This window comes from Micromonospora sp. NPDC048868 (assembly GCF_043198195.1).
GTDB lineage: Bacteria > Actinomycetota > Actinomycetes > Mycobacteriales > Micromonosporaceae > Micromonospora > Micromonospora reichwaldensis.
Genome location: NZ_JBICUN010000014.1, coordinates 1 through 26454, shown reverse-complemented (window position 1 = coordinate 26454; position 26454 = coordinate 1). Strand labels below are relative to the sequence as shown.

General features: G+C 71.7%; 19 protein-coding genes. 7 read left to right on the top strand and 12 right to left on the bottom strand.

Features of this window, described 5'->3' with window-relative positions; all coding sequences use genetic code 11:
• Positions 1-341: 341 nt before the first annotated feature.
• Positions 342-2312, bottom strand: coding sequence for a BTAD domain-containing putative transcriptional regulator (locus ACGFNF_RS21195; RefSeq protein ID WP_393170062.1), 1971 nt, complete (start codon positions 2310-2312; stop codon positions 342-344).
• 108 nt (positions 2313-2420) lie between these two features.
• On the opposite strand from ACGFNF_RS21195, the gene ACGFNF_RS21190 reads away from it, so the two are divergent.
• The 5 genes from ACGFNF_RS21190 (at position 2421) to ACGFNF_RS21170 (ending at position 5969) form a co-directional block, all read left to right on the top strand.
• A complete protein-coding gene (locus tag ACGFNF_RS21190) occupies positions 2421-3299 on the top strand; it encodes an alpha/beta fold hydrolase (protein WP_393170060.1) in 879 nt (292 codons plus the stop codon).
• A 321-nt stretch (positions 3300-3620) separates the two neighbouring features.
• Entirely contained in the window at positions 3621-4496 is an 876-nt protein-coding gene (locus ACGFNF_RS21185) for an alpha/beta fold hydrolase (RefSeq protein WP_393170058.1), read from the top strand.
• A gap of 60 nt (positions 4497-4556) precedes the next feature.
• Positions 4557-4919, top strand: a complete 363-nt coding sequence (locus ACGFNF_RS21180) for a metalloregulator ArsR/SmtB family transcription factor (RefSeq protein WP_393170056.1) — start codon at positions 4557-4559, stop codon at positions 4917-4919.
• A complete protein-coding gene (locus ACGFNF_RS21175) occupies positions 4916-5395 on the top strand; it encodes an SRPBCC family protein (protein WP_393170054.1) in 480 nt (159 codons plus the stop codon). Before ACGFNF_RS21180 ends, ACGFNF_RS21175 begins: the two co-directional genes overlap by 4 nt.
• 37 nt (positions 5396-5432) lie before the next feature.
• Entirely contained in the window at positions 5433-5969 is a 537-nt protein-coding gene (locus ACGFNF_RS21170; protein WP_393170052.1) for an RBBP9/YdeN family alpha/beta hydrolase, read from the top strand.
• A gap of 26 nt (positions 5970-5995) precedes the next feature.
• Here the strand turns inward: ACGFNF_RS21170 and ACGFNF_RS21165 are convergent, their stop codons facing one another.
• The 3 genes from ACGFNF_RS21165 to ACGFNF_RS21155 all read right to left on the bottom strand — a co-directional run bounded on the left by ACGFNF_RS21165 (position 5996) and on the right by ACGFNF_RS21155 (position 12150).
• On the bottom strand, positions 5996-6490 hold the full coding sequence (locus tag ACGFNF_RS21165) for a GNAT family N-acetyltransferase (protein WP_393170050.1): 495 nt from the start codon (positions 6488-6490) through the stop codon (positions 5996-5998).
• Positions 6491-6738: 248 nt separating this feature from the next.
• Complete coding sequence (locus ACGFNF_RS21160) at positions 6739-7815, bottom strand: DUF2293 domain-containing protein (RefSeq protein ID WP_393170047.1); 1077 nt, start codon at positions 7813-7815, stop codon at positions 6739-6741.
• 123 nt (positions 7816-7938) lie between these two features.
• Positions 7939-12150, bottom strand: a complete 4212-nt coding sequence (locus tag ACGFNF_RS21155; RefSeq protein WP_393170045.1) for a S8 family serine peptidase — start codon at positions 12148-12150, stop codon at positions 7939-7941.
• Between the two features lie 579 nt (positions 12151-12729).
• Between ACGFNF_RS21155 and ACGFNF_RS21150 the strand changes: the two genes are divergently transcribed.
• Positions 12730-13560: a glycoside hydrolase family 19 protein gene (locus ACGFNF_RS21150; RefSeq protein WP_393170043.1), complete on the top strand. Its 831-nt coding sequence runs from the start codon at positions 12730-12732 to the stop codon at positions 13558-13560.
• Between the two features lie 181 nt (positions 13561-13741).
• On the opposite strand, the gene ACGFNF_RS21145 is transcribed toward ACGFNF_RS21150, so the two are convergent.
• Positions 13742-14074 (bottom strand): hypothetical protein, encoded by a 333-nt coding sequence (locus ACGFNF_RS21145; RefSeq protein WP_393170041.1) that lies wholly within the window; start codon positions 14072-14074, stop codon positions 13742-13744.
• Positions 14075-14498: 424 nt separating this feature from the next.
• Between ACGFNF_RS21145 and ACGFNF_RS21140 the strand changes: the two genes are divergently transcribed.
• Complete coding sequence (locus tag ACGFNF_RS21140; RefSeq protein ID WP_393170039.1) at positions 14499-15125, top strand: TetR/AcrR family transcriptional regulator; 627 nt, start codon at positions 14499-14501, stop codon at positions 15123-15125.
• A gap of 325 nt (positions 15126-15450) precedes the next feature.
• Here ACGFNF_RS21140 and ACGFNF_RS21135 read toward each other — a convergent pair whose 3' ends face one another.
• From ACGFNF_RS21135 to ACGFNF_RS21105, 7 genes are all read right to left on the bottom strand, one after another.
• Positions 15451-16122 (bottom strand): phosphotransferase family protein, encoded by a 672-nt coding sequence (locus tag ACGFNF_RS21135; protein WP_393170037.1) that lies wholly within the window; start codon positions 16120-16122, stop codon positions 15451-15453.
• A gap of 7 nt (positions 16123-16129) precedes the next feature.
• Positions 16130-19417 carry an NYN domain-containing protein gene (locus ACGFNF_RS21130; protein ID WP_393170035.1) on the bottom strand — a complete coding sequence of 1096 codons (3288 nt, stop codon included), beginning with the start codon at positions 19415-19417 and terminating at the stop codon, positions 16130-16132.
• Between the two features lie 6 nt (positions 19418-19423).
• A complete protein-coding gene (locus ACGFNF_RS21125; protein WP_393170033.1) occupies positions 19424-20464 on the bottom strand; it encodes an AAA family ATPase in 1041 nt (346 codons plus the stop codon).
• A 1-nt stretch (position 20465) separates the two neighbouring features.
• Positions 20466-21869, bottom strand: coding sequence for a hypothetical protein (locus ACGFNF_RS21120; RefSeq protein WP_393170031.1), 1404 nt, complete (start codon positions 21867-21869; stop codon positions 20466-20468).
• Positions 21870-21904: 35 nt separating this feature from the next.
• On the bottom strand, positions 21905-23008 hold the full coding sequence (locus ACGFNF_RS21115) for a hypothetical protein (protein ID WP_393170029.1): 1104 nt from the start codon (positions 23006-23008) through the stop codon (positions 21905-21907).
• Positions 23005-24198: a hypothetical protein gene (locus ACGFNF_RS21110; protein WP_393170027.1), complete on the bottom strand. Its 1194-nt coding sequence runs from the start codon at positions 24196-24198 to the stop codon at positions 23005-23007. Before ACGFNF_RS21110 ends, ACGFNF_RS21115 begins: the two co-directional genes overlap by 4 nt.
• A 423-nt stretch (positions 24199-24621) precedes the next feature.
• A complete protein-coding gene (locus tag ACGFNF_RS21105) occupies positions 24622-25722 on the bottom strand; it encodes a DUF1501 domain-containing protein (protein ID WP_393170025.1) in 1101 nt (366 codons plus the stop codon).
• Positions 25723-26454 lie beyond the last annotated feature (732 nt).

The following is a 26454-nucleotide window of genomic DNA, read 5'->3' as shown; positions in this document are numbered from 1 at the left end:
CCGCCTGCGGCAACCGACGTAGTTAATGGGGTCGTGATGAAGGCGTGGCTCGTCCCCAGCAAGACGTACGCCAGTACCCTCGGCGACCCAAGTAGACGGGGGCGGTATCGCTTCAGTGCGTCGATGAAGGAAGCTTCCAACGATCGCTGGAAGCCCTTCCGCCTGGAGGCGCACGAACTGCCCCGTGCGGTACTTGATCGGCTGGAACGACTGGAATACGCGTAGGTGATCAAGGCATGCTGTCGGTCGTCGGCGGCAGGCTGAACGCGAAGCGGGAGGGCGTGCTCGTAGTGGCCTGGCGACCCGCGACGACCTGCACTTCCCGGCCCCAGCTCTCCGGCTCATCGGCTGCGGCTGAGGGCCGCGTCAAGGTCATCGAGATGGCGTGCGACGGGGCCGACGGTGAGCATGCCGCTGCCGGCTCCGGCCAGCTCGTTGGCAGCCGGCGTGAGTTCGGTCCGGGCGCGTTTCATCGCCGGCCGGTCGTCCAGGGCGATTGCAGCTTGGGCAGTGAGGCACCACACGGCCTCGAACAGCAGGTCGCGCGGCGGATCCGGGGTCTGACGCAGCGCCGCGGTGGCATCGGCCGGGCGGTCCCGTCCCAGTAGCACGAGTGGACGCGCCCAGGGCGTGTAGGGGCCCCAGTCGGTCTCATCGTCGAAGCGGAGCAGTTCGCCCTGCGACACGCGCAGGCATAGCAGGGCCAGTGGAAGGAGGCCCCGCTCGACGCCGGGCATGCCGGCGTTGGCGAGCTGTGCCGCCCCGTTGCGGTAGGCCGCTTCCGCGGCCTGCGGCGACGGCTCGGTCGCGGCCAGTCGCAGTGCGCGGTACCACTGGGTGAACACGCCGGCCAGCGGGCGGTCGTGCCGTTCGGCGAGCCGGTCCGCTGCGGTGGCGTGCTGGTCGGCGGTGGCGAAGTCCGCGAGCGCGCTGCGGGCCTGCAACTGGACGAGATGACCGAGGATCTCGAACGTCCCCAGGCCGTGCTGGGCGGAGAGCGCGACGAGCTCGGCGCCGACCTGGTCCCGCTGGGGAGCCAGGCCCGCGCGGTGAAAGGTCTGCATGAACACGCCGTTCAGAGCGAAGGCCAGCAGTGCCGGGTCGCCCAGCCGGCGCGCGATCCGCTCCGCTTCCTGGGCCGCCTCGGGTCCGCGTGCCGCGCGGGTACCGCGTGACTCCACCGCGATCGTGGCCAGCAGTCGGGCTCGGGTGGCCTCGGACGAGCCAGGACGAAGGGCAGCCAGGGCCCGCTCGGCCGCCGTCACGATCCGCGTCGCCTGCGCCGCATCATCCGAGCGCGTCCAGATCGCGGGTACGTCGTAGCCGCCGATCACCCGGGCGGTGAGGTCGGGATCACCCAACTGCTCGGCGGCGGCGATGGCCGCGATCCGCTGTTCCCGCGCCGCCTCAAGTCCCCTCGCCCCCGTCACGGCGAGACTTCGCAGCAGGCCGACCGTCGACTCCAGTCGGGACGCGGAGCCGGACGCCACCGTACGGTCGTATGCCGCTGCGGTCTCCGCCCAGATCCGTTGCGGTTCCGGTGAGCCCAGCCCGTCGCCGACCCGATCGGCTTGGCGGAGGATGTCGGTCTCCAGGCGACGCAGTCGCGGGCTCGGATCGACGCCGAGTTGTTCCAGGAGCAGGCTGCGGGCTTGGCGCAGTACCGCAAGCGCATCAACCTGGCGTCCCGCGCGGTACAGGGCGAGCGCCAGCAGCCGCCACGCCTCCTCCCGCCACGGATGCTCGGCTACGTGGGCGTCGAGATCGGGTACGACGTCCGAGGCGCGCCCGACAGTCAGTCGCGCCTCGGCCCGCTGCTCGATCGCGTTCAGCCGTAGCTGTTCGAGGCGGGAACGCTCGACGCGCGCCCACGGCTCGTCGTCGATGCCGGCGAACGCGGGCCCCCGCCAACAGCCCAGGGCACGATCGAGCCGCTCGAGTGCCTCCTGCGGCGGCGCGGTGGACGCGGCGGCGACCTCGTTCTCGAACCGCCAGGCGTCGACCGCGTCCGGCGCCACCCTGAGCGCGTAGCCCGGGCCCTCGGTGACCAGCAACCGAGCCGGCTCGCGCGGTGCACGCTGCGGCTCCAGCGCGCGCCGCAACGCCGCCACGAACGTGCGGACGCTGCCCACCGCACCTGGTGAGGGCTCCTGCCACAGGTCATCGACGAGGCGGTCGACCGGTACCACCCGACCGCGCCCGACGAGGAGTCGCGCCAGCACCGCGCGGTGTTTCGGCCCTTTCAGGTCTATCGGCGCGCCGACGCCGTCCCAAGCGACGACCGGCCCGAGAACACCGAACCTGACCTGCACCGATCGAACCGCCCTTCCGCGCCTGCGCGGTCCAACGTATCGCGCTCATCGTTTGCTCATCCGCGACCGGCACGCTGGAACCGCCCACCGAACGAGAAGAGGACGACCATGACTATCACCATTCCCGGTTTCGACTACCAGCGCGTCGCGGTCGACGGGGACGTGACGATGAACGTGGCGGTGGGGGGTACGGGCAGCCCGATCGTGCTGTTGCACGGCTTTCCGCAGACCCACGTCATGTGGCGGCACGTCGCCGTCGACCTGGCCACCGACCACACCGTGATCTGTCCTGATTTGCGCGGCTACGGGGCAAGCGACAAGCCCGACGCGCGCGACGTCGACACGTACTCCAAGCGGACCATGGCCGCCGACATCGTCACCCTCGCCAGCAGGCTCGGCCACGAGCGCTTCGCCCTGGCCGGACACGACCGTGGGGCCCTCGTCGCCATCCGCGCCGGCCTCGACCATCCCGCCACGATCACCCACCTCGCCATCCTCGACGTCCTGCCGACGCTGGACATGTGGGACATCCTGCACGGGTCCTCCGCCGCCGTTGCCTTCCACCTGTACCTGATGGCCCAGCCGCCCGGCCTGCCCGAGCAGATGATCAGCGCCAGCGCGGACGCCTTCTTCGGTTACTTCCTCGACGTATGGGCCAAGAATCCCCAGGCAATTCCTGCGGACCTGCGGGCGGAGTACCTGAATGCCTCCCGCGAGGCGGTCCCCTCCATCGTCGCCGACTACCGCGCTTCGGCCGGCATCGACATCGAACACGACCAGGCCGACCGAGCCGCCGGGAACCGGCTGCCCATGCCGGCCACCGTCGTCCAGCAGGACTGGGGAGCCGCACTCGGCTACGACGCCGCCGCGCTGTGGCACACCTGGGCTGCTGATCTGGACCACCGCACCACGTCGGCCGGGCACTTCATGGCCGAGGAAGCGCCTGACGAGATCATCAAGGTCCTGCGCGCCCTGCTCGCACGGTAGCTAATCGGCTGCCCGCCGAGGGCGCGAACGGCTGGTGGTACCGGCCGGGCCTGCTCGCTGCTGTGTGCTCGGGCGAGTCGGAGCTGTTCGCGCGGCCGGACCACCGCACCGCCTACCGGTACGCCGGCAACCTCGACGAGCTACGGATGTCGGGATGGCCGGGCGAGGTCGGTTCGGGTCCGGCACGATGGGCTGGGCGATGTCGGTGTCCTGCTGCTGTCCGGCGTACATCTGATCCTCGCGGCCGTAGCCGGACGCGACGGTGACCACCGGCACCACGCACGTCAGACTCGGAGCCGATGCAGCCGGGAGGAGGACGCCATGCGGGCCGTCCAGAAGGTCCGCCATCGACGGGCCGACGTCGACGGACTGGAAGTGTTCTTCCGCGAGGCCGGGCGTCCCGGCCAGCCGGCGGTGCTGCTGCTGCACGGGTTCCCCTCCTCGTCGCACACGTTCCGCGAGGTCATGCCCACCCTCGCCGACGTCGCGCACGTGATCGCGCCGGACCTGCCCGGCTTCGGGATGTCCGCGTCGCCAACCGTCGACGACTACGACTACACGTTCGAGAACCTCTCCTGGACGATCGAGAACCTTCTCGAGCAGCTCGGGATCGAGCGCCTCTTCGTCTATCTGCACGACTTCGGCGCGCCGGTGGGATACCACCTGGCCACCCGTGCCCCGACCCGCATCCGCGGCCTGATCGTCCAGAGCGGCAACGCGCACCAGGACGGCCTCGGCGAGCAGTGGGACAGCGCCCGGGCCTACTGGGCCGACCCGACCGACGCCACGCGCGCCGACCTGCCGGACTGGTTGAACTTCGCCGGTACCCGCGACCAGTACCTGGCCGGGCTGCCCGAACGGCTGCGCGCCCTGCACGCCCCCGAGGCGTGGCACCTCGACTGGGAGCGCATGAGCCGGCCCGGCAACGTCGACGCGCAGTTCGCGCTGTTCACCGACTACGCCAACCACGTCGCCCGCTTCGACGAACTTACCGAGTACCACCGCGCTCACCAGCCGCCGGCGCTCGTGCTGTGGGGACGGCACGATGCGTACTTCGACGTCGACGAGGTCCTCGCCTACCACCGCGTTCTCGATCGCCTGGACGCGCACATCTACGACGGTGGCCACCTCCTGTTGGAGACGCACGCGGCGGAGTGCGCCGAGCTCATGCGGGCGTTCGTGCGCGACAACGCGTGAGCCGATCCACCCATGGACGTGACGTTGCCAAAAGCGTAACAACCTGGTTACCCTTCCGGCGTGGACGAGGTGGCAGCCGCGATCGCCGATCCGGTTCGGCGGGAGATCCTGCTGATGCTGCGCGACGGGCCGCTCTCGGCCGGCCAGATCGCCGACCGGTTCGTGATCAGCCGGCCGGCCGTCAGCCGTCACCTGCGCGTGTTACGAGAGGCCGGCCTGGTGCGTGACACGGCCGACGGACGCAGGCGTGTCTACACGCTGGTCACCGCGCCGCTCGACGAGCTGACCGGGTGGCTGGGACGACTGATGCGCCCGTCCGGCTGGCAGCACCGCCTCGACGCGCTGGAGACCGAGGTCTACCGCACCCGCCGCGAGCGGCAGACGGCCGCCGGGCGGCACCCATCGAAGAAGGAGACCGCATGAGCCCCACACCCACCGGCCGACTGATCGGCGACGACCTCGTGCTGACCCGCACGTTCCGCGCTCCCGCGGCGGACGTCTGGGCCAGCCTCACCGATCCGGCGCGCACGGCACGCTGGTTCGGCCCGTGGCAGGGCGACGCCGCGCCGGGACGCACGATCAAGGTCCAGATGGCGTACGAGGAGGGCGAGCCCTGGATGGACATGACCATCGACGCGTGCGAACCGCCGCACCGGCTGGCGGTCTCGGCGGTCGACGAGCACGGCGAATGGCATCTGGACCTGGTGCTGGCCGAGAGCGCGGGCGTGACCGAGCTCCGGTTCACGCAGCACCTGACCGGCACGGAGGGCGTCGGTGAGGTCGGACCCGGCTGGGAGTACTACCTGGACGCGTTGACGGCCTCGCGCGACGGCCGGCCGGCACCGGACTTCGACGACTACTACCCCGCGATGAAGGAGCATTTCGAAGCGCAGCGGTAGAGGTGGTGTGATCAGGACGTCGATCCAAGGGGGCACGGTGGGGCGCAGGGCGATCATCTTCCACGGGACCGGCGGCAACCCGGACGCGTGCTGGTATCCCTGGCTGGCAGGGCGGCTCGCGGGCCGGGGGTACGCCGTCGAGGTGCCGCACCACCCGGGCATCAACGTCGAGCCGATCGCCACGTTCCTGCCGAAGGTACTGAGCGGACACAGCTTCGACGAGGACACGGTCCTCGTGGGCCACTCCGGCGGCGCGGCCCTCCTGCTCGCGCTCCTGGAACACGTGGACGTGACCGTCGCCCAGGCGATCCTGGTCGCCGGATACTGCACCCGGCCCAACACCGAGGAGGAACCGGTTCTCCAGCAGGACTACGACTGGGCCGCGATCCGGTCGCACGTACGCGACGTCTACTTCATCAACTCCCGGGAGGATCCGTACGGCTGCGACGACCGGCAGGGACGCGCCATGTTCGAGCGGCTCGGCGGCACCCAGATCGTGCGCGACGACGGGCACTTCGGCGACTACGACCAGCCGTACGAGCGGTTCGAGCTGCTCGACCGGCTCATCCCCTGACGGCACCGACCCGTCGGGCCGGTCCGCTAGGCGGTGAGTTCCTTGGCCATGATGTGCTCCCTCCGCAGACCGTCGGGCATGAGGTCGCCGAGCTCACCCGTGTCACGGAAGCCGTTGCGCCGGTAGAGCGCCCAGGCGTTGCTGTTGCCCTCCGCCACGGCCAGGCGCAGAGTCCTCGCGCCAACCAGCCGAGCCCACTGCTCGACCGTCCGCACGAGGTGGTCGCCCACACTCCGGCCACGTCCCACCGGCGCCACGTACATCGAGATCAGCTCGACAACGCGATCCTGATCGGTCGGCACGCCGCTGGCCATGCCGACGGGATGCCCGTCGAGCGTCGCCACGACGTTGTGTGAGCCGGGAACGGCCAGCCGACCGCGCCAGCGTTCCTCCCGGTCGCCGTCGCCCTGCCAGGCCGCCAGTTGGGAACCGAAGGCGTACGGCGCCTCTGCCAGCGCGGCGAGCCGCAGATCCCGCCAGGTCTTCCAGTCGCCCTCGGTGAGCACACGCGTCTCGATCACCCTCCGAAGGCTGCCGCAGGTGCGGAGACCAGGCAACCTGGTTCCTGTCGCACGCGCCGCACGTCGGCCCACCGCACTGCCGCCGACCGGTCCGGCGCAGCGGGCCAGGGCTGCGGCCCGGCCACGGCGACCGTCACCGACGAGCTCAGCCGTCCTCGCCGGTGACGGCCCCGGGCCGACGCGGCAGAGGCGGGCGGTGTCACCTGCCCGGGGCGGGTCATGCTGTCGACGGTGACGAGGATCCCGGGTCAGCGCCAGGCGGCGAGGACGCGGTCGATGTCGGCCCGGATACGCTCCCGCGCCTCGCTGCGCGGCACGCCGGCCATCAGCAGCCGGTCGTACTCGGTGTCCTCGTGCCGGATCGAGGCGATCACCGCGCGGGTCATCGCGTCCTCGTCCACCGCGCGGCCCGCGGCGGAACGCCCGACCCGCCCGCTGCCCCGCAGGCCGGTGTGCCCGGCGATGGCCTCGGCCCGGTACGCCGGACAACGCGGGAAGAGCCGGCGGATCTCCTCGGCCATCCGCGCCATCAACGCCACGTCCTGGTCAGCCCGCCGCTGCCGGTCCCGCTCCCGGCGACGCGACCGCGCGGCCTCGTCGCCCAGGCACTGCTGCTCGGCGCTGGCCAGCCCTGCCGATTCCACCAACAGCCCCAACCGGTCGTACCGCCTGCGCGGCCGGTTGAACCGCAACACCACGGCGGACAGCGTGCTGGACTTCTTGGCCCGCCGGGTCAGCGCCGCGTCACCGGCCGGCAGGAAGATTAGATGGTCCAGGTCGGCGCAGGTCAGGCAGAGGGTCCGCCCGTCCTCGGGGACGAGCAGGTCGCCGGTGTCGCCGCAGTCGGCACACGTCCAGTCGGTGAGCGTCGAGTGCACCACCAGATCCGGCGGGGCGCTCTGCCGCTGCACCAGCCGTTCCCGGGCGGACTCGGAGAGCGCGGCCGATGTCCAGTGCGTCCGGTAGACCCGCTCGACCTCCGGATCACCGCTGGCGGTGAAGCGGAGCGGGCGCCGGTCGCGCGTCGCGCCGACATAGTCGACCTCGCCCGGGTGCAGCCCCTCTCCCCTGGCCCAGCGACCGAGGATCTCCAGCGCCTCCAGCAGCCGCGACGGCGGCACCGCCGCACCCCGCTCCAACTCCGGGAGCCGGCCCTGACGCCACCGGTCGACCACATCGCCGGGCAGCCAACCGAGCGCGCCGAGCAGGGCCAGCGGCGAGACATGCCGATGGCGGGCCAGAGCGTTCTGTGCGGCGGCGACGACCCGCCGCTCCAGCTTCGAGCCGGCCGGCCGCCCGTCGGGCCGGGTCGGGGTGGTAGCCACGATTCGCCAGAATAGCCAACCGGCGGGATCGGTGCCCCGGTGCCGGCACGCGGCCAGAAAGCCGCCGGATGGCGGGCGGGGTGCCCGGCCATCCGGCGGTTGGTGCCTACGTCGCGCTATCGGTCAGAGGCCACCACGGCACTGCCCGGTGACGACTCCGGACACCGTGTTGGGCACGCCACCGTTGGTCGGCGGCGGCTCGTTACCGCTGCACTTCAGCGGCCCGACGACGGTGTTGCCGGAGACCAGCGGTGCTGCCGAGGTCTTGTTACCGGTCAGCGACACCAGGCCGGTCACGTGGTTACCAGTCAGCGACAGCGGGCCGGTCCCGCCGTTCAGGGTGACCGCGCCAACGACGGTCGTGTCGGACAGCTGCACGCCGGCCGCGCGTTCGGCGAAGATCGGCCCGACGATGTTCGCACCGTCGGCGTGCAGGCTGGCCCCCGGCGCCACGGTCACCCTGCCGGCGACGGACGACCTGTGGGCGAGACAGGTCAGCCCGGCCGACGCGGTCAGTGGGCCCAGGTGCGCTCCGGTGACGGTACGGGCACAGGTCTGGTCGGTGACCGTGACCTTGACCGGTACGCCGAGCAGCGGGCTGTCCGGGTCGTTGCCCGCGACGCAGAGATGCGCCTCGTGCGCCCCGGGCTTGAGCCCGGTGGAGTCGACCAGGACGGTGACCTTGCTACCGCCACCCGCCGGGGTCCTGCCCTTCGGCGTGGTCACCCGCAACCACGGCACGTCGGCCGCCTCGTCACACGGCTGGGACCGCGCGATCTCGCTGATCATGCGGGCACCGTTGGTGGCGAGCGGGGTCTCGACGAGCGCCGACCCGCGATCGATCTCATGCACCCCGCCACTGTTGGTGGTCAGGATGTTCCCGTTACCCAGCGGGTGCACCCCACGGTTGCTGAGCGCCCCGGTGTACCGGTCGACCGGTGCGCCGTTCGGGTCGATCTCCCAGACGCCCTGCGGGCTGGAGAAGGCCGCCACGAGGAGGTTGCCGTTCTCCTGCCGGTGCATCTGCTGCGGAAAGTTGATCGTGTCTTCCCAGACCGACAGCGGCTGACCGGAGTGGTCGTACCGGTAGATGTTGCCGCCGCTGGCGGAGACCAGCAGGTCGTTCTCCCGGAAGGTGAGGTACCACGGACCGGAGATCCCACCGGACCCGGACGCGATGAAGTCACGCAGGTAGTTGCCCTTGGCGTCGAACTCCACCACCTTGTTGCCGTTGCCGGAGGCCACCAGCAGGGTGCCCCGGGGCGAGAGCGTCATGCCCCGGACGTTGCCCATGATGCCCGGATTCGGTCCACCGACCGGCGCGTGCACCCCCTGGTACTGCCCGTCGAGGTCGAACGAGTAGACGGCACCGGTGCTCTGCGACGAGACCAGGAAGCCATCCTGTGCCTGGTTGAGGATGATGTGCGTGGTGGTACCCAGGTCCACCTCGGTCTCCGGCGGGTAGGTGATGAACGCCGGTTCAAGGAGGTCACCGTCCTGCGGGTCGAAGGCCGCCACACCGGGCAGCGCCGTGTTGGGTACCAGCAGGACGCCGTTGCGCAGCAGCTCGCGTCGCTTCGGATCGGTGGTCGCCAGCGCGGCCCGGTTCGCGACGACCGGCGCCTCGCCGATGGTCCACTCCAGCGGCGCGGTGCCGGTGTTCCCGATGGTCAGCTTCGTGCCGGTGACCGTTCCCGCCGGCTGGCTCACGGCCAGCTCCGGCGTGACCTCCATGGTCGGCAGGTCGGAGACGACGAGGGTCACCGTGACCGGGACGCTCGGCTTGGCCGGGTCGTTGCTCGCCACACAGAGCGTGGCTTGCAGTTTGCCCGGTGCCTTGCCGGTCGAGTCCACGGTGAACCGGAGCTGCGTCGAGCTGTTGGGGTTGAGCGTGCCGGACGTGGTGTCCGTCGACAGCCAGTCGACCTGGTCGGGGAGGACGCATCCGTCGCCGCCGGCCAGGTGCCACGTCAGCGGGCCGTTGCCGGTGCTCCGGATCGTGACGCCGCGGGTCGTGGACAGGCCCGGCTTCTGCGTCACCTCGAGCGTCGTCGGGTCGACCGAGATACCCGGAGCCACCGGGATCACCGCCACCGGGTAGTGCACCCCGGCGATGGCCGCGCCGTTGGCGTGCTGGCCGTCGGTGGTCACCCGCAGGTCGGCGAAGGTCCAGTTGCCGCCGGAGCTGCCCGAGACGTTCAGGTCGACGGTCAGCTGCTGGCTCGCGCCGGGAGCGAGGGTGAACGTCGCCGGGGTCACCGTCGCCGTCAGCCCCGCCGGTGCCGTCACCGACGCGGAGTAGGTGGCGGTGGTGTCCGCGACGTTGGTCACCGTACGGGTCCACGAGCAGGCCAGGCTGCACTGCCGGTTCACCAGGTACGGCACGTTCAGCTCGCGCGGCACACCGCCGGTGGCCGGGTCGGCCGCCAGCATGTCGGCGTACGACTCGTCCATCACCAGGCCGACCCGGCCGGCGGCGGCGAGGTCGAGGCGGCCCGCTCCGGCGTCCAGCGGGTTCGCGGGGGTGCCGGATCCCGCGCGTACGCCCTCAGGGTCGGCGGTGCCGGCCAGCGCGGCGCGGATCTGCGCCGGGGACCAGCCCGGGTGCAGCGCGGCCAGCAGCGCTCCGGCGCCCGCCACGTGCGGCGAGGCCATCGACGTACCACGGATGATGTTGTACTGGTTCGGGTCCCCGTCGACCTCACGGTAGGCCGCGAGGATGTTCACCCCGGGGGCGGCGAGGGTCGGGGCCAGCAGGTCGTAGTCGCTCGGGCCCCGGGAGCTGAACCACGCCACCAGGTCGGCACTGCCGGCGTCGCGGGCCAACTCCGTGGTGGCGCCCAGGCGGGCGGTCACCGGCGCGGCGGTGGTGGTGGCGAAGCTCTGCAGCGCCTCACCGTCGGTCTGGGTGACGCTGATCGCGGGGATCGTCGTCTTCTCCACGCCGGAGAGGAACAGCGGCGGGCCGGGCTGCCGCTCGAACAGGACGGCCGCGACGGCACCGGCGTTGGCCGCGTTGGTGATCTTGACGGCCGACGTGCAGGTGCCCAGCGGGATCAGCGCGATCGCACCGGCGAGCGAGCCCGCCGGGAACGCGGAGCAGCCCGTCGCCGTACCCACCTCGCCGGAGTAGCGCAGCTCGGCGTCGATCGGGCTGGAGTTGCCCGGACCGAAGCCGGGCCAGCCCTTCAGGTTAGCCAGCGCCGGCGGCACCGGCGTCGGGCCGACCACCGACAGGGACTTGGCCCAGGTACGGTCGGTGGTGGTCGCCGCGACCGAGGCGGTCCAGGGCGAGGTGTGCGCCACCGTACCGGCACCGGGGCCGCTGTTGCCGGCCGACGCCGACACGAAGATGCCGGCCCCGAACGCCTCCAGGAACGCCCGGCTCACCGAGTCGGTCCACGGCCGGTCCGCCCCGGAGATGGAGTAGTTGAGCACGTCGACACCGTCGGCGACGGCCTGGTTGATGCCGGCCAGGATGGACGAGACCGGGCAGCTCTCGACGCACACCCGGTACGCCACCACGTTGGCGCGCGGCGCGACACCCTGCACGGTCCGCACCGGCTGGTCCGGGCCGTACTTCAGGCTCACCTGGTGCCGGTTGCCGGCGGCGGTGGAGGCGGTGTGGCTGCCGTGGCCGTTGGTGTCCCGGGCCGAGTTACCCGACACGAAGCTGTAGGCGCCGACGAGCTTGTCGTTGCAGATCGGGTCGTGGTTCGGGTGCGCCGGGTCGCAGACACCCAGGTACCGGCCGTACGGGTTGGTGTGCGTGTAGCCCTCTCCGTCGGTGGCGGCGAAGGCCGGGTGGCCTGCGTTGATGCCACTGTCGAGGATGCCGACGACCGTACCCTCACCCCGGGTGGCCAGCTTCGTGCCGGTCTCCCCCGCCCAGACCGCGGGCGAGCCGATGATCTCGTGACTGGCGTCGCTGGTGAGCTCGTACACCTCCTCGGGCTCGACCGCGGCCACACCCGCCACCTTCGCCAGTTTCGCGGCTTCCCCCGCGTCCGCCTTGATGACGATGGCGTTGAGTACGTTGCGGAAGGAGCTGCTCACCTTCACCTGGCGGCCCAGCCGCTTGCCGATGAGCCTGGCGACCTCCGACTGCCGGGCGGCGAGCCGGTCGGTGTAGGTGCGGGCCTCAGCCGACCTGGCGTTCGCCTTGCCGGACTTCGCCTGGTGCGCGGCCAGCGACGGTTCGTCGAGCCGTACGATCCACGAGCCTGTCTTCGACGTGGACGGTGGGGCGGCGCTGGTAGGGTCAGCTACCGCCACCACGCCGACTGTTGCTGCCACCAGGGCGGCGACAGTGGCCGCCATCCTGCGTCTGGGCACGGAAAATCCAGGGATGGCCAACGCTGCTCCTAGGGATGATGCCGGTGGTCCCATGGCCGACATTGATCGGCAACGCTACGGCAGGCCGTAGGGCAGGTCAACGAGGCAGTCAGGGTTGTCGATCGGTGCCAGCAGGCCGGGCACGTCGCGTCGGGAGCCACCGCATGGAGGACGATGTCCTGGCCGGCCCGTCCCGCGGTTCACCAGGCGACGCGGAAGTAATTACGAAGCTTTGTTTACAGTAAGGTCTAGGCTGCGGTATATCCAAGGGGCCCGATGCTTTTACCTCCGTCGTTCCACGACCCTGCCGAGAGGTGACCCCACCCATGCTCAGAAGACGCCTGATGGCGATCATCGCGACGGTCAGCATGGCCGTCGCGGGTGCTGCCGCAGCGCTGCTGCCAACGACACCGTCGGCCGCGGCCGAGGCCTGCGCGGCGCCGTACAACAACAGTGCGGTCTACACCGCTTCCATGCGCGCCTCGCACCAGGGCCGGAACTGGACCGCGAAGTGGTGGACGCAGTACGAGACGCCCAGCACCGGTGGCTCCGGGGTGTGGCAGGACAACGGCCCCTGCGGTGGGGGCGGAGGCGGCGACACCTGCACCTACCCCGAACTGGGCTGCGGGCACCTTCTACCCGGCCGGCTCGATCGTGCGCTACACCAACGGCAACCTCTACCGGGCGAAGCACGAGAATCCCGGGTACGACCCGGTCGTCAGCACCTGGTACTGGGAGCCGCACACCTGCTCCGGCGGGGGCGGCACCACTCCGCCCCCCGGCGGCACCGGCGGGTTCCCGGTCAGCGAGGCGCAGTACAACCAGATGTTCCCGCTGCGAATCCCGTTCTACTCGTACGCCGGCCTGATCGACGCGGCCCGCAAGTATCCCGCTTTCACCGGCACCGGCGACACCACCGCGCGCAAGCGTGAGGCGGCGGCGTTCCTGGCCAACATCGACCACGAGTCGGGCCAACTGCGCTACGTCGAGGAACAGAACCAGAACAACTGGCCGCTGTACTGCGACCGCTCCCGGCCCTACGGCTGCCCGGCGGGCCAGTCGGCCTACCACGGTCGGGGCCCGATCCAGCTCAGCTGGAACTTCAACTACAAGGCCGCCGGTGACGCGCTGGGGATCGACCTGCTGAACAACCCGGACCGGGTCAAGAACGAGGCGTCGGTGGCGTGGCAGACCGGCGTCTGGTACTGGATGACCCAGAACGGCCCGAACAGCCAGACCGCGCACTCGGCGATCCTCGGCTCACAGGGCTTCGGCGGCACCATCCGCAGCATCAACGGCGCTCTGGAGTGCGACGGCCGCAACCCGGCCACGGTGCAGAACCGGGTGACCACGTATCAGCGGTTCGCGCAGATCCTGGGCGTGGATCCGGGCGCCAACCTGTACTGCTGACATCCGGCCGGGGTACGGCTTGGAGGCGACCGCGGTCTCGCAGTGAGCACCTCCACACCCGACGCACGGCACCGGTTCACCCAGCCAAGGGATGAACCGGGACGCTGCCAGGGCCACCGTCCTGGCCCGACACCGGGCCAGGACGGTCGCCCCCTGCACGGCGGAGCACAGGGCCGCGTGGTCAGCTCGCGAGAGTGTCGAGCCGGTTCGACCGCAGGCGCAGCGCGCGCTCGGTGCTGCCCGCGACCGCCGCGATGCCGGCGACGAGGTTCGCCGCGAGCGGGAGGTGCACGGGGAGATCGAACGTCCCGAGGGAATCCGCCACGGGTGGAGCGTGCGAGATCGTCTCGACGAGTTGTGGCACGGCGACGCAGATCCCGACCAGCACGAGCAGGGTCGAGACGACGCCGACGAGGCGGCTCAGTCCTGGGCGTGTGCGGTGCAGGTGGGCCCGCCGGCCCTCAGCGGAGGCGGCATGGGGCGTCAGCTGCGTCGCAGCACCGTCGGCCTGCACGTAGTGGCAGCGTCGTAGGCCGTAGGCACCGACGGCGACCTCGATGTGACCACCCGGCACGGGGAAACGAGCCGGCACTCGTCGACACCGAAAGGAGTGCACCGTCGCGGTAGAGCCGCGCGCGTACCGCGCCGTCGTCGTGATCGCCCAACTGCCGGACGTCGACCGCGTAGGTGGAGGAGGAGCCGTCCGGTGCGCGAAGCGTCAGCGTACGCACGGACCGGCTCAACAGCTGCCACCAGCGGAAGCGCGGCAGCGGCTCACCGTTGCCAGGGCGTACGCGCCATGCCGCACGGCGGTTGCGCAACCCTCTAAACGCCATCCGAGAACCTCCTGTCCTCGACCACCGCGCCACTAGTACGCCGTGCTACTCCCTGCGAAGCTAGCACACTGTGCTAGAAATCAGGTGTGAGGAGGTTCTGAGATGCCGGACCGACCAGCGAGACGAGACACCCGAGACAGGATCCTGATCGCCGCGGCGACCATGCTCGGGGAGAACCCGACCGCTCGGCTGAGCGTGCGAGCAGTCGCCGCGCGGGCAGGCGTCAGCACGGGTTCGCTCCGTCACTTCTTCCCGACGCAACGAGCGCTCATCGACGCCGTCGTCGCCGGCATCTACGACGTCGACATCCCCGGCGATCCCATCCTCGACACCGCACGAGCACCGGCAGAGCGTCTCGTCGAGTGCCTGCGACAGCTGCTCTCGCAGATCGGTACCGGAAATCGGGCGCGCGAGCACTGGCGCGCGATCCACGAGACGTACATCGCGTCCGACCCGACGGACGACGAGGTCGCCGCGTACCGCTCGCTCGAGCGGCTGGGGCTGCACCGCATCGAGCGATGGCTGACCGTCCTCGCCGACGAGGGCGCGATCCCGGCGCACGACGTCGAGCGACGGGCCCGGTTCCTGGCGACCGTCATGAACGGCCTCTCCGCCGAGCGCGCGCTACCCGCTGACACCCTGCGACTCGAGTCCGAGGCCGACACCCTCCGCATGGCCGCCGACGCCGTCACGACCGGCAGCACGGAGGCCGGGCCGGCTGAGCACTGACCCGGCCGAAGCGGCGACGCAACGATCCCGTGAACCCTGGACGGTTGACGCGTGGGAACGGGCGGTGGTGCGAGCTGTTTGGTCGTCGCGAGCTCGAGTTCGGCGCCGCCGTGGCTCCCCGCTGAGAGACGGTCGCCGCCACACCTGAACGTGCCTGTCGGGTGTCCCCGCGACGTCGCCGCCCCGTCTCCCCCGCCAGCCGTCCGCTCCTCTCCGGCGGCCGGATGTTCACGGCCGCGGGAGGCGGCTCACTCAGCGCAAACAGCTCAACGGAGCGTGACTGCCCGGCCGGTCCCGATCGCCGGTCGGGTCACCACCGCGGTGTTCATTCGGTCCATGCCTGTGTGTCGGCGAGCTGCTGGTGGCGCCGCTTCGTGATGTCGGCGTCCGGCTGCCACTCCGTCCAGAAGGCGACGAGCCTCTGACACTTGGCGACCATCATCCGGTGCCGATCGGCCCAGGCAGGCCGTTGCCCGTACGCGATGAAGAACGCGTCGAGGGCGTCCAGGTGCCTGCCGTGGTGCATCCGCATGATCCACTCACTCCAGGCCAGGTCCTCCAGCGGATCGCCGACGTGCGCCCACTCCCAGTCGAGCACCCCGCTGATCTCCAGGCGCCCCGGGTCGAGCAGCACGTTGTTCGGGCCGTAGTCGCCGTGCACGAGGGTGTCGCCGGCACGGGGCGTGCCGTCGGCGAACACGCCGGCCGGGTCGACGGCGTGCAGCTGACGAAGCGTCCGCCCGCAGGCGCCGAGCACCGCGCCGGCCTGGCCCGCGTCGATCAGGTCCTGGGCGTGCACGCCTGCGACGAAGGTGAACGTAGAACTGGCACCGGTCCCGCCCACCCACCTCGGCACCGGCAGCGCGCCGGCCAGCGCGCGCACGGCCTGGGCCTCGCGGGCACGCCGTCGCGGCCAGCCCGGTCCCCGGTACGACTTCGTCACGAGGTCGCCGTGCCGGCTGGCGTTGTTGGTGTATCCGCGTGGCAGCAGTTCCATCGGATCCCTAGTCTTCCGAGCCCTGCCGAGCGAAGAGTCGCAGGAGGGCGTGGGATCTGTACGGGTGGGTGTTGTCGCGGCGCACGCTGTCGGCGTCCTCGCGGTTGGAGCCTACGATCACGACGGGGCGGTCGGCGGGCTCCCCGAGCACCAGCCGGTCGATGAGTTCGCCGACGGCGTCCCCCCTGCGGGTGAAGAGGACCCGGACGCCCCGTGGCGCCCGGGGCAGCCGGTCGGTGCCTTCGGCGCCGTCGAAGACGACAGTCACCTCGGCGTCCGTCCGAGCGGCGAGTCGCCCCAGGTCGACGATCAGCTGATTGCGCTGCTCCACCGGTTCGCCGGGCCCGAGCCCGACGACGTGGTGGCCGTCCACCACGAGGTGGACGTCGGGCAGGGCCAGCAACTCGTCGAGCATGTCGGGCTCGCTGGTGGAACCAGTCCGGAGGGCGTAAACGTCCGGGTGCGGCACGAGGAACGACCGGTCCCGACTGACGGTCGTCGCCGGCAGCTCGGGATGGTCGGCAGCCGCGATCCACAGGTCGTGGAAGCGGAGGACCTCCTCTTCGGGGTCGTGGTCGGGGCCGGACGCCATCGAGGCCAGCACCCGGACGACCGCGTCCACCGTCGGCCAGTCGGAGAGCGTCTGCCCGCGCAGCAGCGCGTCGACGGTCGGCGCGAAGACGGTGTCGGGCATGTCGTGGCGGTTACGGATCCCGGTGGCGATCCGGTGCGGCGACGGCCGGTCCGCCGCGTCGTGCAGCGCGTTGAGCGCGGCGACGAACTGGGCCCGCCAGCTCGGCCTGCCCGCCGACCCTTGCGGTGTTGAGGCGCCCGGCGGCGCAACCGGCCCTTCGCGGGTCGCCCCTTGCTCACGCCACAGGTAGATCGAGGCCGCCTCGACGCGGGTCCGCACCCGGAGCTTGGTCAGGATGTGGCTCACGTGCACGCGCACCGTCCTCTCGCTGACGACGAGCCGTCGGCCGATTTCGCGATCGGTCAGCCCGTCGGCCAGGGCGACCAGCACCTGGCGCTCGCGGGGCGTCAGCGTGGACAGGACGTCAAACTCGAAAGCAGTCAGCCCCGCCCGTGAGCCGATGTCCGCCGACCCCACTGTCGCGGCGGCCGGTGCGGTGGTCGTCGACGAGGACGCCGCGACCCGGACGCCGTCCGTCCACAGCCAGGCTTTGCCCTGGTGCCCCCTGGCGTCCACGTCGATGCGCCGGAACTCCCACGGATCCAGGGCCGCCTCGCCGCCCTGCTCCACCGCCTGGCTGGCATCGGCGTTGACCGCCTCGTGGTAGAGCTGGTCGGACACCACGGCGACGAACTGGAGGTCTCGGTGGTCCGCCATCACCTGCCGCACCGGTTCGCAGTCCCGCAGCCGGACGGCCTCCACCAGCGCGGTGCCCACGAAGCCGTGGTCGGCGCGTGCGAACCGACCGATGGCGGCGCCCAGCCGCAGCCGCAGCGGCTCGGCGTGGCGACGATTGTTGCGACGCAGGTGCTCGGCCGTCGACCGGAGCACGGTCCGCAGGGCAGGAGCCGGCTCGATGTGCGGCGGCAGGACGACCATCCATCCGTCGCCGACCATCTGGCGATCGGCGTCGTCGAGTTCCGCTACCACCTCCCGTAACACGGCGTCGAACAGGTTGCTGAGCCGCCGGAAGGAGTTGCGCTGCTGGCGGGTGCCGAGGCGGGCGATGCCGACGATGTCGATGCTGAAGACCACCCGCCTGGTCTGAGCCTGCGGCGCCTCGCCGACCTGCTGCCCGACGACGCCGGCCGCCCGCGCGCCGCCGCCCGCCTTCGCCTCCAGGCGGTCGGCGAGGCCGGCGAAGCGCGGACCGAAGCCCCGCAGCACCGGGGCGGCGATCCGGGCGATCGGCAGCGTGCCGGACGTCAGCTCGGGCACCTCCGCCGTGTCAGGGGCGCGGAGCAGCGCGGGGAAGTCGAGGACCTGGCGGCCGAACCGGTCGGTCACGTACGCCGACATCAGGGTGAGGACCCGTACCGTCTCGGCCCGGTCGGTGGAGTCGAGCAGGAGCTCGCGTACGCCGGGAAGGAACTCGAACCGCGCGGTGTCGATGTCGTCGTCCGGGCCGGCGGGGGCGAGTTGGTGGATCAGCCCGCTGAGGTAGACCTCCGCGAGGTGGGTGGGGGCCGAGTCGGGCAGCATCACCTGCTGGACCAGTCGCATCGCGGGCAGGGTCAACGGCGCGGCGGCAAGGTAGCCCGCCAGCCGCTGTGCGGTGGGAGACGCCACCGTCAGGAACCGCCGGAGTAGTTCGGCGGGGCCGGTGGGGTGGGGTTGTCGGGCGGCGCTGTCGTCGGGCGGCAGCAGGGTGGCCGCTCCCTGGGCGTAACCGAACATCGGGGCCCGCCGGCGGATCGCTGACAGAGAGAGTTCCAGGACGGGGACCGGTGCCCTGGCCCCCCGGTGGGCCGGCCGGTCGTCGGTGGCGGTCCGGGTGCGCAGCCCCGTGGCGCTCCACATCCGGCGCGGCAGCACGCACAGCACCTGTAGCCGGTTGACCATGGCCCACCGCTGTAGTTGGGCATCCATCCGGCCGTCGTGCCAGGCCGCTCCGACGCCGTCCGTGACGACGATCAGGATTCTGCGGCGGGTGGGGTCCGTGACGGAGTCGGCGCTGACGGCGGAGGCGACCCGCGAGCCGCGGGGTCGCAGCAGCAGCTCACCGTCCCGGTCGCTCTCGATGCGGTAGTCGCGGATGACGCGGAACGCGCCGAGCCGCTGCATCAGCAGCAGCAGTTCCCGGAGCGTGGGCTCCCACACCGCCATGGAGGGGGACGAGTCCATGATCAGAGCAAGGTCGGCTGCCAGCTCCGGCATGGGTCGGAGCATCGGAATCCACAACCGCTCGTGCGCGATGCGGTTGGCGGTCTCCTCCTCGTCCAGCTCGAAGACCCGGGACGAGGGCACGTGGCGGCGTAGCGGACGCAGCGCCCGCCCGAGCGCGAGGGCGTGCGGCAGGGCGGACACACCGGGGCTGCGCAGCGCCAGGCCCGGTGCCCCGCTGGCCGGGTCGTCGTCCGCGGTGGAGGGGTGCAGTTCGGCGCCCGGGTCGGTCGATGGCGGCGTCGCGGTCACCGGCATGTCGTCCACCCTGTCGGCCGGCGGCGGCGCGTGCTGCGACGCGTCGCTGCGGGTCTGGTTGAGGAACGAGACGGGGGCGTTGACGAACTGCGCCAGCCACAGCGTCTCGGCGACATCGACCGCCGTCGTGTGCAGCCCGGCGGAGCGCAGCGCGGCGACGAGGTCAGGCAGCGCGGTCATGCGGGCTCACGCCGGCCCTGGCCCGTTGAGGTCACGCAGGAGGTGCCGGGTGACCGCGTCGAGCATCCCGCTGTCATGGTCCGCGTCCGTCGAGGAGTACCGCAGGTAGACGGCGCTGAGGAGCTGGTCGGTGGCGAAGGAGCCGGGGCCGTTGCGCTGCTCCGCGAACTGTTCGATCAGCTGCCTGGCGCGGGTGGCGACGTCGTGCCCGAGATGGGCGGCGACCATTGCCGACAACTGCTCGGTGTCCGGCTCGGCGAGGGTCAGCCGCAGGCAGCGGCGCAGGAACGCCGGCGGGAACTCCCGCTCGTCGTTGCTGGTGAGCACCATGAAGGGAAACGCCCGGCACCGCACCCGGCCCTCGCGGACCACCGCCCGGCCGTCCTGGTCGGCGGTCTGCACCTCGAGGTCGGGCTGACGCCCGGCCAGCCGGCGCAGTTCGGCGACGACGTACTCGCCGTCCTCCAGCACGTTGAGCAGGTCGTTGGGCAGGTCGACGTCGCTCTTGTCGATCTCGTCGACGAGCAGGACCCGGGGCAGCTCGAACGGCAGCAGCGCCGTGCCCAGCGGGCCCAGCGTCAGGTAGTCACCGATGGTGGCGTCGCCCTCGGCGTCCGGGTCGGGGTGGTCACGGGCGGCGAGCTGGCGGATGTTCTCGTCGCGCAGGCGGCCGATCGGGTCGTACTCGTAGAGGCCCTCGCGCAGCGTGGAGCGGCTGGAGATGGGCCAGTTCAGGACCGGCCCCAGCTTCAGCTCGTGTGCCACCTGGTAGGCCAGGGACGACTTGCCCACCCCCGGCTTGCCGGTCACCAGCAGCGGGCGGCGTAGGTAGAGCGCCGCGTTGACCATCTCCACCACGCTCTGCCGGGGGGTGGCCGACGCGTCGGTGACGCCGAGGCGCCGCAGCGCCCCCGTGCCACGATCGGCCGGGACGGGCATCGGCGGGCCGCCGTCGAAGCGGCGCCAGTTCGGCGGCGGGGGCAGCCGGTGGATGCCGTCGTGCGGTTCGCCGTGGCCGCGATAGATGCACCAGTTGTCCGTGGGCACACTAGGTCCTTCGCTCGGGAGCGTTGACGAGGTAACTCGATGGTGGTGGTCGGGTCGGGTCGTCCCACAGCAGGACGAGGTCGCGGTGGTGGCTGCCGTCGTGCCAGCCGTTCGCGCGGAACTTGCGTACGGCGTCCGGCAGTTGGGTGACCAGCCGGCCGCGCGACAGCCCCTCCAGCACCGCGCGGCGCGCCGTCTCGGCGTGCTCTCCCCGCAACCACACGGCCACCGGCGCTCCCGTGGCCAGCACCGCGTCCACGGCAGCCGGCTGCCGCCCCACGAGCGGGCAGGTCACGGCGATCCACGCCCACGCCGCACAGTCCGCGGTCTCCGCCGGCACGTCGTCGGTCGAGTGCAGCCACCGCATCGACTCCGGTGCGGGGCTCTCGACACCCGCGCTGGCGACCAGCACCTTCCAGCGGTCCGCCACCAGCGGCAGGGCCGAGGCCGGCCGCGTCAGCGGCCGGACGACGACCTGGTACAGCGCTCCCATTCGACGGCCGCCGGCCAGCTTCCAGGTGTCGACCGGTTCGTTGAGGTGGCTGGGCGGCAGCGCGAACTCGATGACCGGTCGCCGCCGGGGATCGAGCGCACCGTGGGCGTAGCGTTCGACGAACTCCCGCAGCCACCGCTGCAACTCGCCGAGCGTGACGACCTCCTCGGGGCCGCAGTTGGGCCCGAAGGGAGCGTCGGTCTGCCCCAGCCACGCCATCACCACGAAGGTGTCGTCCTCGGCCGGTTCGACCCGCACCAGCAGGCAGGTGCGGGCCCGTGCGTCGACGGACCGGACGGCGTCGCGCAGCGCGGTAACCTCGGCCCGGCGGTGCGCCTCCACGAGATCCAGATGCGCGTCGATCCAGCCGCGGAGGTCCACGACCGCGACGTTGCGGTGGCTGTGGTTGGCCAGCAGCTCCAGGAAGCGCAGCAGCGGCACGGCCGTGCCGCGACGCTCCAGCTGGCGTACCGCGCCCGCCATGGTCGAGGCGGTCGTCGGCACGGGTACCGGTCGGGTCGCTTCGACGAAGAGCGATGGTACGTCCGCGTGAACGGTGAGTGAGACACCGTCGAGCAGATCGAGCAGCTCGGCCCGGTCGTCCTCGGTGAGGAGACCGGGCTCCAGCTCCAGAGCCCGTTCACACTCGGCGAGCAGGGCACCGGCCGGCCCGGCCCGGTCGAACAGCACCAGCGCCGCGGCCCGCAACGCGCGCACCCCGCCCCGCACCCGCAGGCACTCACGGATCAACGCGACCAGGTCCAGGCGGCGTACGGGACTGCGTGCCACCGAGAGGCACAGCGCCGGTTCCTCCGTCCGCAGCTCCGTCTCGATGAGGTTGATCAGGAGGGACCTCGCGTGCGGCTCGACCAACTCGTCGACGTTCTCCAGGCTCGCCACCAGCGCGTTCAAGGATCGCGACTCCCACGCCGCGCGGGCGGCATCGGCTACGCCGGCCAATGCCGGTCCAGTGCGTCGAGGGTCCGGGCCAGGTCGGCGCGGTTGGCCATGGCCACGCTCAGCACGGTCGTCAGGGCCTGCCGTCCCTTCTCGTACGCCTCGCAGGTGCGCAGCAGCCGGACCAGGTCCATCCGGGGACTGCCGGCGTAGGACACCGCGCCACGGATCTCCGGTGGCAGCAGGCTGACGAAGTGCTGGAGGTTCGGCACGCTCGCCAGCTCGTCGGCGCCCAGCATGACGTCGACGACGGCGCCGAGCGCCGCCAGCGGCATGCGGGCGGACCGACCGGCGCCCAGGTCGAACACCACCCCCTCGCGGGCCGGGGTGCGTCGCCACAGATAGGGGGGGCGTTGGCTCGTGGCGCCCTCCGCCCGCAGCCGGGCGAACCGCCCGTCGAGGTGCGTGGCGAGCTGGTCGGCGTCCGGCGGCCACGCGGCGGCCGGATCGGCGAGCGCGTGCAGCAGCTCGTCGGAGAACAGGCCCGTACGGCGGGCCGAGTCGTTCAGGGCCAGCTCGCCCGGGCTGGCGGCGAAGAGCACGTGCTGGTCACGGCCGGGCATCAACGCCGGATGGGCCGGCAGCGTCTGGTGAGGCAGGCGGTTGACGTACTGCAACTCGGAGACGAGGTTCTGGCAGGCGTCCACCACGATCAGTTGCCGGCGTTGATGCGGATAGAAGGCCGTCATCAGCGCGCGCATCAGCGCGTTGACGTCCAGGTTGCGCTTGTCCGCAGCCGAGGCGTCGGCGTAGAACAGCCTGCCGTTGCCGTCCCCGTCGACCACGCCGTGCCCGCCCCAGACGAGGATCAGCAGGTCCGCCTGGTCGGCGGGCAGCTCCCTGGTCAGCACGTCGTACACGACCGCCTGCTGCGCCGGGCGCACCGGCAGGCCCACCTGTGCCAGAAGCGCCTGGTTGGCCGGCAGCGGGGTGGCGAGCAGGGTGATCGACCCGTCGTCGACGCCGTGCCCGCGCAGCCACTGCACGTACCGGCACGCGTCGCGTACCGGTCCGTCGAGGTCCCACTCGGGGCCCACGTCGTAGCGCTCGACGCCGACGACGACCGCACGCACCCTGTGCGCGGGTTCGATCATTCTCCTACCGCCGACACGACGTGCCGAAGGACGGCATACACGGCGGGGTTGGCGAAGTAGGCGCTGTGCGAGCGGGGGAACGGCACGCGGCTGTCCACCTCGACGTCGCGTACCCGCTCGCCGAAGATCGGCTCCGCCAGGAACGCCAGCAGGTCACGCCGGTCGAAGATGTTGATCCACGGAGCGGGGAAGGTGTCCGGCAGGGGTGCCGACGGCGGCAGGCTCGGCAGCGCACCGAGCTCGTGCAGGTACGGGGCCTGCGAGCCGACCGTGACCAGGCCCCGTACGTTCGCGGGCGGGGCGGCCACCAGCATGTCCACGCACGCGATGCCGCCGAGGCTGTGCGCCAGCAGGATGACGTCGTCGTCCACCGCCGCCACGGTGTCGGCGATGTGCTCCCTGATCGCTGCGCCCCGGGCGAGGTAGACCATGATGTCGCCGGCCGCCGGGCTCGCCGCACTGGTCAGGGCGAGCCGACGTCGTTCGGCCGGGCGGGTCGCTCCGAGCGTGGCGGCCAGGCGCGCGCCGGCCAGCACGATCCGCCGAGCCACCGCACGAGCGTCTCCCTGCAACTGCCCGACCAACAGCTCGACGAGTGCGTCACGCAGTTGTCCGGTCAGCGGAAGCGGCGCGCCGGCCTGCTGGTCCGCGCGGGTCAGTGCCTCGGCCACGATGGCGCCGGCAAGGGCCGCGGCCAGCTCCGTCTGCTCCCCGACGGCGAGCGCGTCTACGGTGACCGGCGCCGCGAGGACGGTGGAGACTGCGGAGTCGAACGTTTCCGCCACCCCGGCCTCGCCAGCGGCCACGCGCACGTGCGGACTGGTGGACAACTCCAGTGCCGCCTGCCGGATGCGCCTCCCGGGTGGCTCCAGGTGCGGAGCCACCTCATGCGCCCCGGTGCCGGCGGCAGCGATGAGCCGCAGCTCGAACAGCGGGTCGAGCTCGAGCAGCGCCCATCGCCGCACCTCGACGTCGTCCGGCGCGTCCTCGTCAACTCCTCGCGGGCGCATGCCGTCCGGGATGGAGGCTCCATCGCGCGACAGCCGAGCCCCGAACGGCTCACCCCAGTAACACGGCCGCACCGTTATCGCGCCTTCGACGTGCGCCACCTCGGCACGGATCCGGGCGAGCGTCGCGTCGAAGTGGGGCTTACGGACCCCGGTGCCGTGGACGAACACCACCGTCGTCATGCCGGACCGCCTCCCAGTAGCCGCGCCGCCCGCACGACAACCTATCCCGATGGCTCCACAAGCGACTGTCATGATCCCGGCAATCTTCGTCAGGTATCGGATAGATCGCGGTGACGGCGGCGGTGCCGGGCGCGGGTCGCGCGTACGTGCGGAGGCGGCGACCGCGGCCCTCCGGCGGCCGCCATCGCCGCCACCCGTGGTCGGGCTCGGCCGGGTCCGGAGCGTCGGCGTGCCCCGGACCTGTTCGGGTTTGCCCTGCCCGCGGCACAGGCGATGGACCGTGTCAGGTCAGCCGCATCGTTGAGCGTTGAGAGTGAAGGCGGTCGGTGCCGCTTGACGTGCCGCTTCTGCAACCTCGAAGAGCGGTGATGACCGACGACCGCGCAGTGTCCGGTCGATGCAGCCGGCGGGAGCGACCGAGGCTCAGAGAACGCCGCCGAGCCGGCCACGCCAGCCGCCGAGCACCGCGCCCGCGTCGGTGTCGAGCACCCGTTCCAGCAGGGTGGCGTAGACGTCCCGGAAGTCGGTGGTGACTCGCAGGTCCCCGTCGTCGAGGTCGGTGAGGCTCGGCGGTTCTCCGTACAACCCGCACCGCACGCCGGCGCCGAGCAGCAGCGTGTTGGACGCGGTGCCGTGGTCGGTGCCGTCCGAGGCGTTCGCCCGTACCCGGCGGCCGAACTCCGAGTAGACGGCCACCACGACCTTGCGGCCCGCCTCGGTACGCGCCATCCGGTCCATGAATCCGCTCACCGCCCTGTCCACCTGACCGAGCAGGACCTCCTGCAACTGCTTCTCGTCGGCGTGGGTGTCGAAGCCGCCAAGTGACACCGAGAAGACCCGGGTCGAGACCTCGGCCTCGACGCACTGGGCGACCAGGTCCAGTTGGGCGTCGAGCGGGGTACGGGAGCCACCGGTCGCGGTGGCCGGGGCGGCTTCGCCGTCCGGTTCCTGGTCGGCTGCCGCCTCGGCGTCGCGTACCTCGCGGATCATCTGATCGACGCTGCGCAGGTCGGCGAAGCACGCCGCCGCGCGGGCCCGGGCCGGGGTGTCCTCCGGCGCGGCGGCGGCGAGCTCGGCGATCGTGGCCTCCGGCAGCACCCGGGACGCCTTGCGTTCGGTCACCGGCACCGACGCTCCCGCACTGCGTTCCCCGGCGAGCAGCGGTGGCATCGCCGGTTCGAAGGAGACCGCGAGCCGGGGGTCGCTTCCGGCCCGGTCGAGCCAACGCCCGAGCCATCCGGTGTTGCCGGGCCGTTGCGGTTCGGCGGTCTGCCAGATGTCCATCGAGCGGAAGTGACTACGGTCCGGCTCCGGGTAGCCGACGCCCCGGACCACCGCCAGCCGGCCCTCGCCATACAACCGGTGCAGGCCGGCCAGGGCCGGGTTGAGCCCGACCTCGTCGTCCAGCCGCTTAATCTCCTCGCCGGTGTACGCCAACTCGGGCCGGGCGTCGTGGTAGGCAGGGTCGGCGTATGGGACGACCGTGTTCAGGCCGTCGTTGCCGCCGTAGAGGGTGACCAGCACCAGGGTGCGTGCCCAGGAACACCGGGCCGGTGGAGCCCATCAGGCGCCCCCTGCCCTGGTCGCGACGCGCAGGTGGTGCGGCGTGCCGTGGCAGGAGCGGGTCGACGTCGGCCGAGGCTGACAGGAGCAGGACATGGTCTGCCTCCAACTGGCGCAGCAAGCGGTGATCGGCGTGCAGGAGTTGACAGCGACCGGGAACGGGTCGCCTGGTCGAAGGTGGCTGTCGACGGAGTGGAAGGACTCGGTTCCTCCTTGGCTCCGACATCGTGAAGAGGTCGAACCCGAGGGCTGGAAGGAGCCGCTGCCAGCGGTCGACGAGTGATCAAGGCCATGATCAGCCATAACTGCCTGTTTGGCAACGAGAGAGTTGTCGGTCCCCGGGTTCCCGTACCGGGGTTGCCGCCCATCAGCTCGCTGCCGACATGAGCACGACCGAGTCCGGCCCGGTCCGGGCACCCCCGCCGCCTGTTGTCGCACGCCGGCGAACGCCTCACCGACGCGGCACGACGGCGGGCGGCTGGGCACTCCGTCGCGCCGCCGGCCAGCGAGCGTGGTCACCGAGGGCGGAGGCGACGATGAGAGTGGGATGAGGCCGCCGACGAAGATCGCCACGACGAGCGTCATGAGGATGGCGGCGGGGGGGGGGGGGGGCCCCGCGGGGGGGCCGGCCGCCCGCGGGCCCGGGCGCCGGCGAGCAGCAGGGGGAGGATGTGGGTTCGTTTGTTGTGCTTG

Bases quoted from the DNA above. Each gene is read 5' to 3' on its own strand.
- ACGFNF_RS21140 (WP_393170039.1), top strand. From the start codon at position 14,499: ATGCCGGACCGACCAGCGAGACGAGACACCCGAGACAGGATCCTGATC.
- ACGFNF_RS21110 (WP_393170027.1), bottom strand. From the start codon at position 24,198: ATGACGACGGTGGTGTTCGTCCACGGCACCGGGGTCCGTAAGCCCCAC.
- ACGFNF_RS21115 (WP_393170029.1), bottom strand. From the start codon at position 23,008: ATGATCGAACCCGCGCACAGGGTGCGTGCGGTCGTCGTCGGCGTCGAG.
- ACGFNF_RS21130 (WP_393170035.1), bottom strand. From the start codon at position 19,417: ATGACCGCGCTGCCTGACCTCGTCGCCGCGCTGCGCTCCGCCGGGCTG.
- ACGFNF_RS21175 (WP_393170054.1), top strand. From the start codon at position 4,916: ATGAGCCCCACACCCACCGGCCGACTGATCGGCGACGACCTCGTGCTG.
- ACGFNF_RS21135 (WP_393170037.1), bottom strand. From the start codon at position 16,122: ATGGAACTGCTGCCACGCGGATACACCAACAACGCCAGCCGGCACGGC.
- ACGFNF_RS21185 (WP_393170058.1), top strand. From the start codon at position 3,621: ATGCGGGCCGTCCAGAAGGTCCGCCATCGACGGGCCGACGTCGACGGA.
- ACGFNF_RS21190 (WP_393170060.1), top strand. From the start codon at position 2,421: ATGACTATCACCATTCCCGGTTTCGACTACCAGCGCGTCGCGGTCGAC.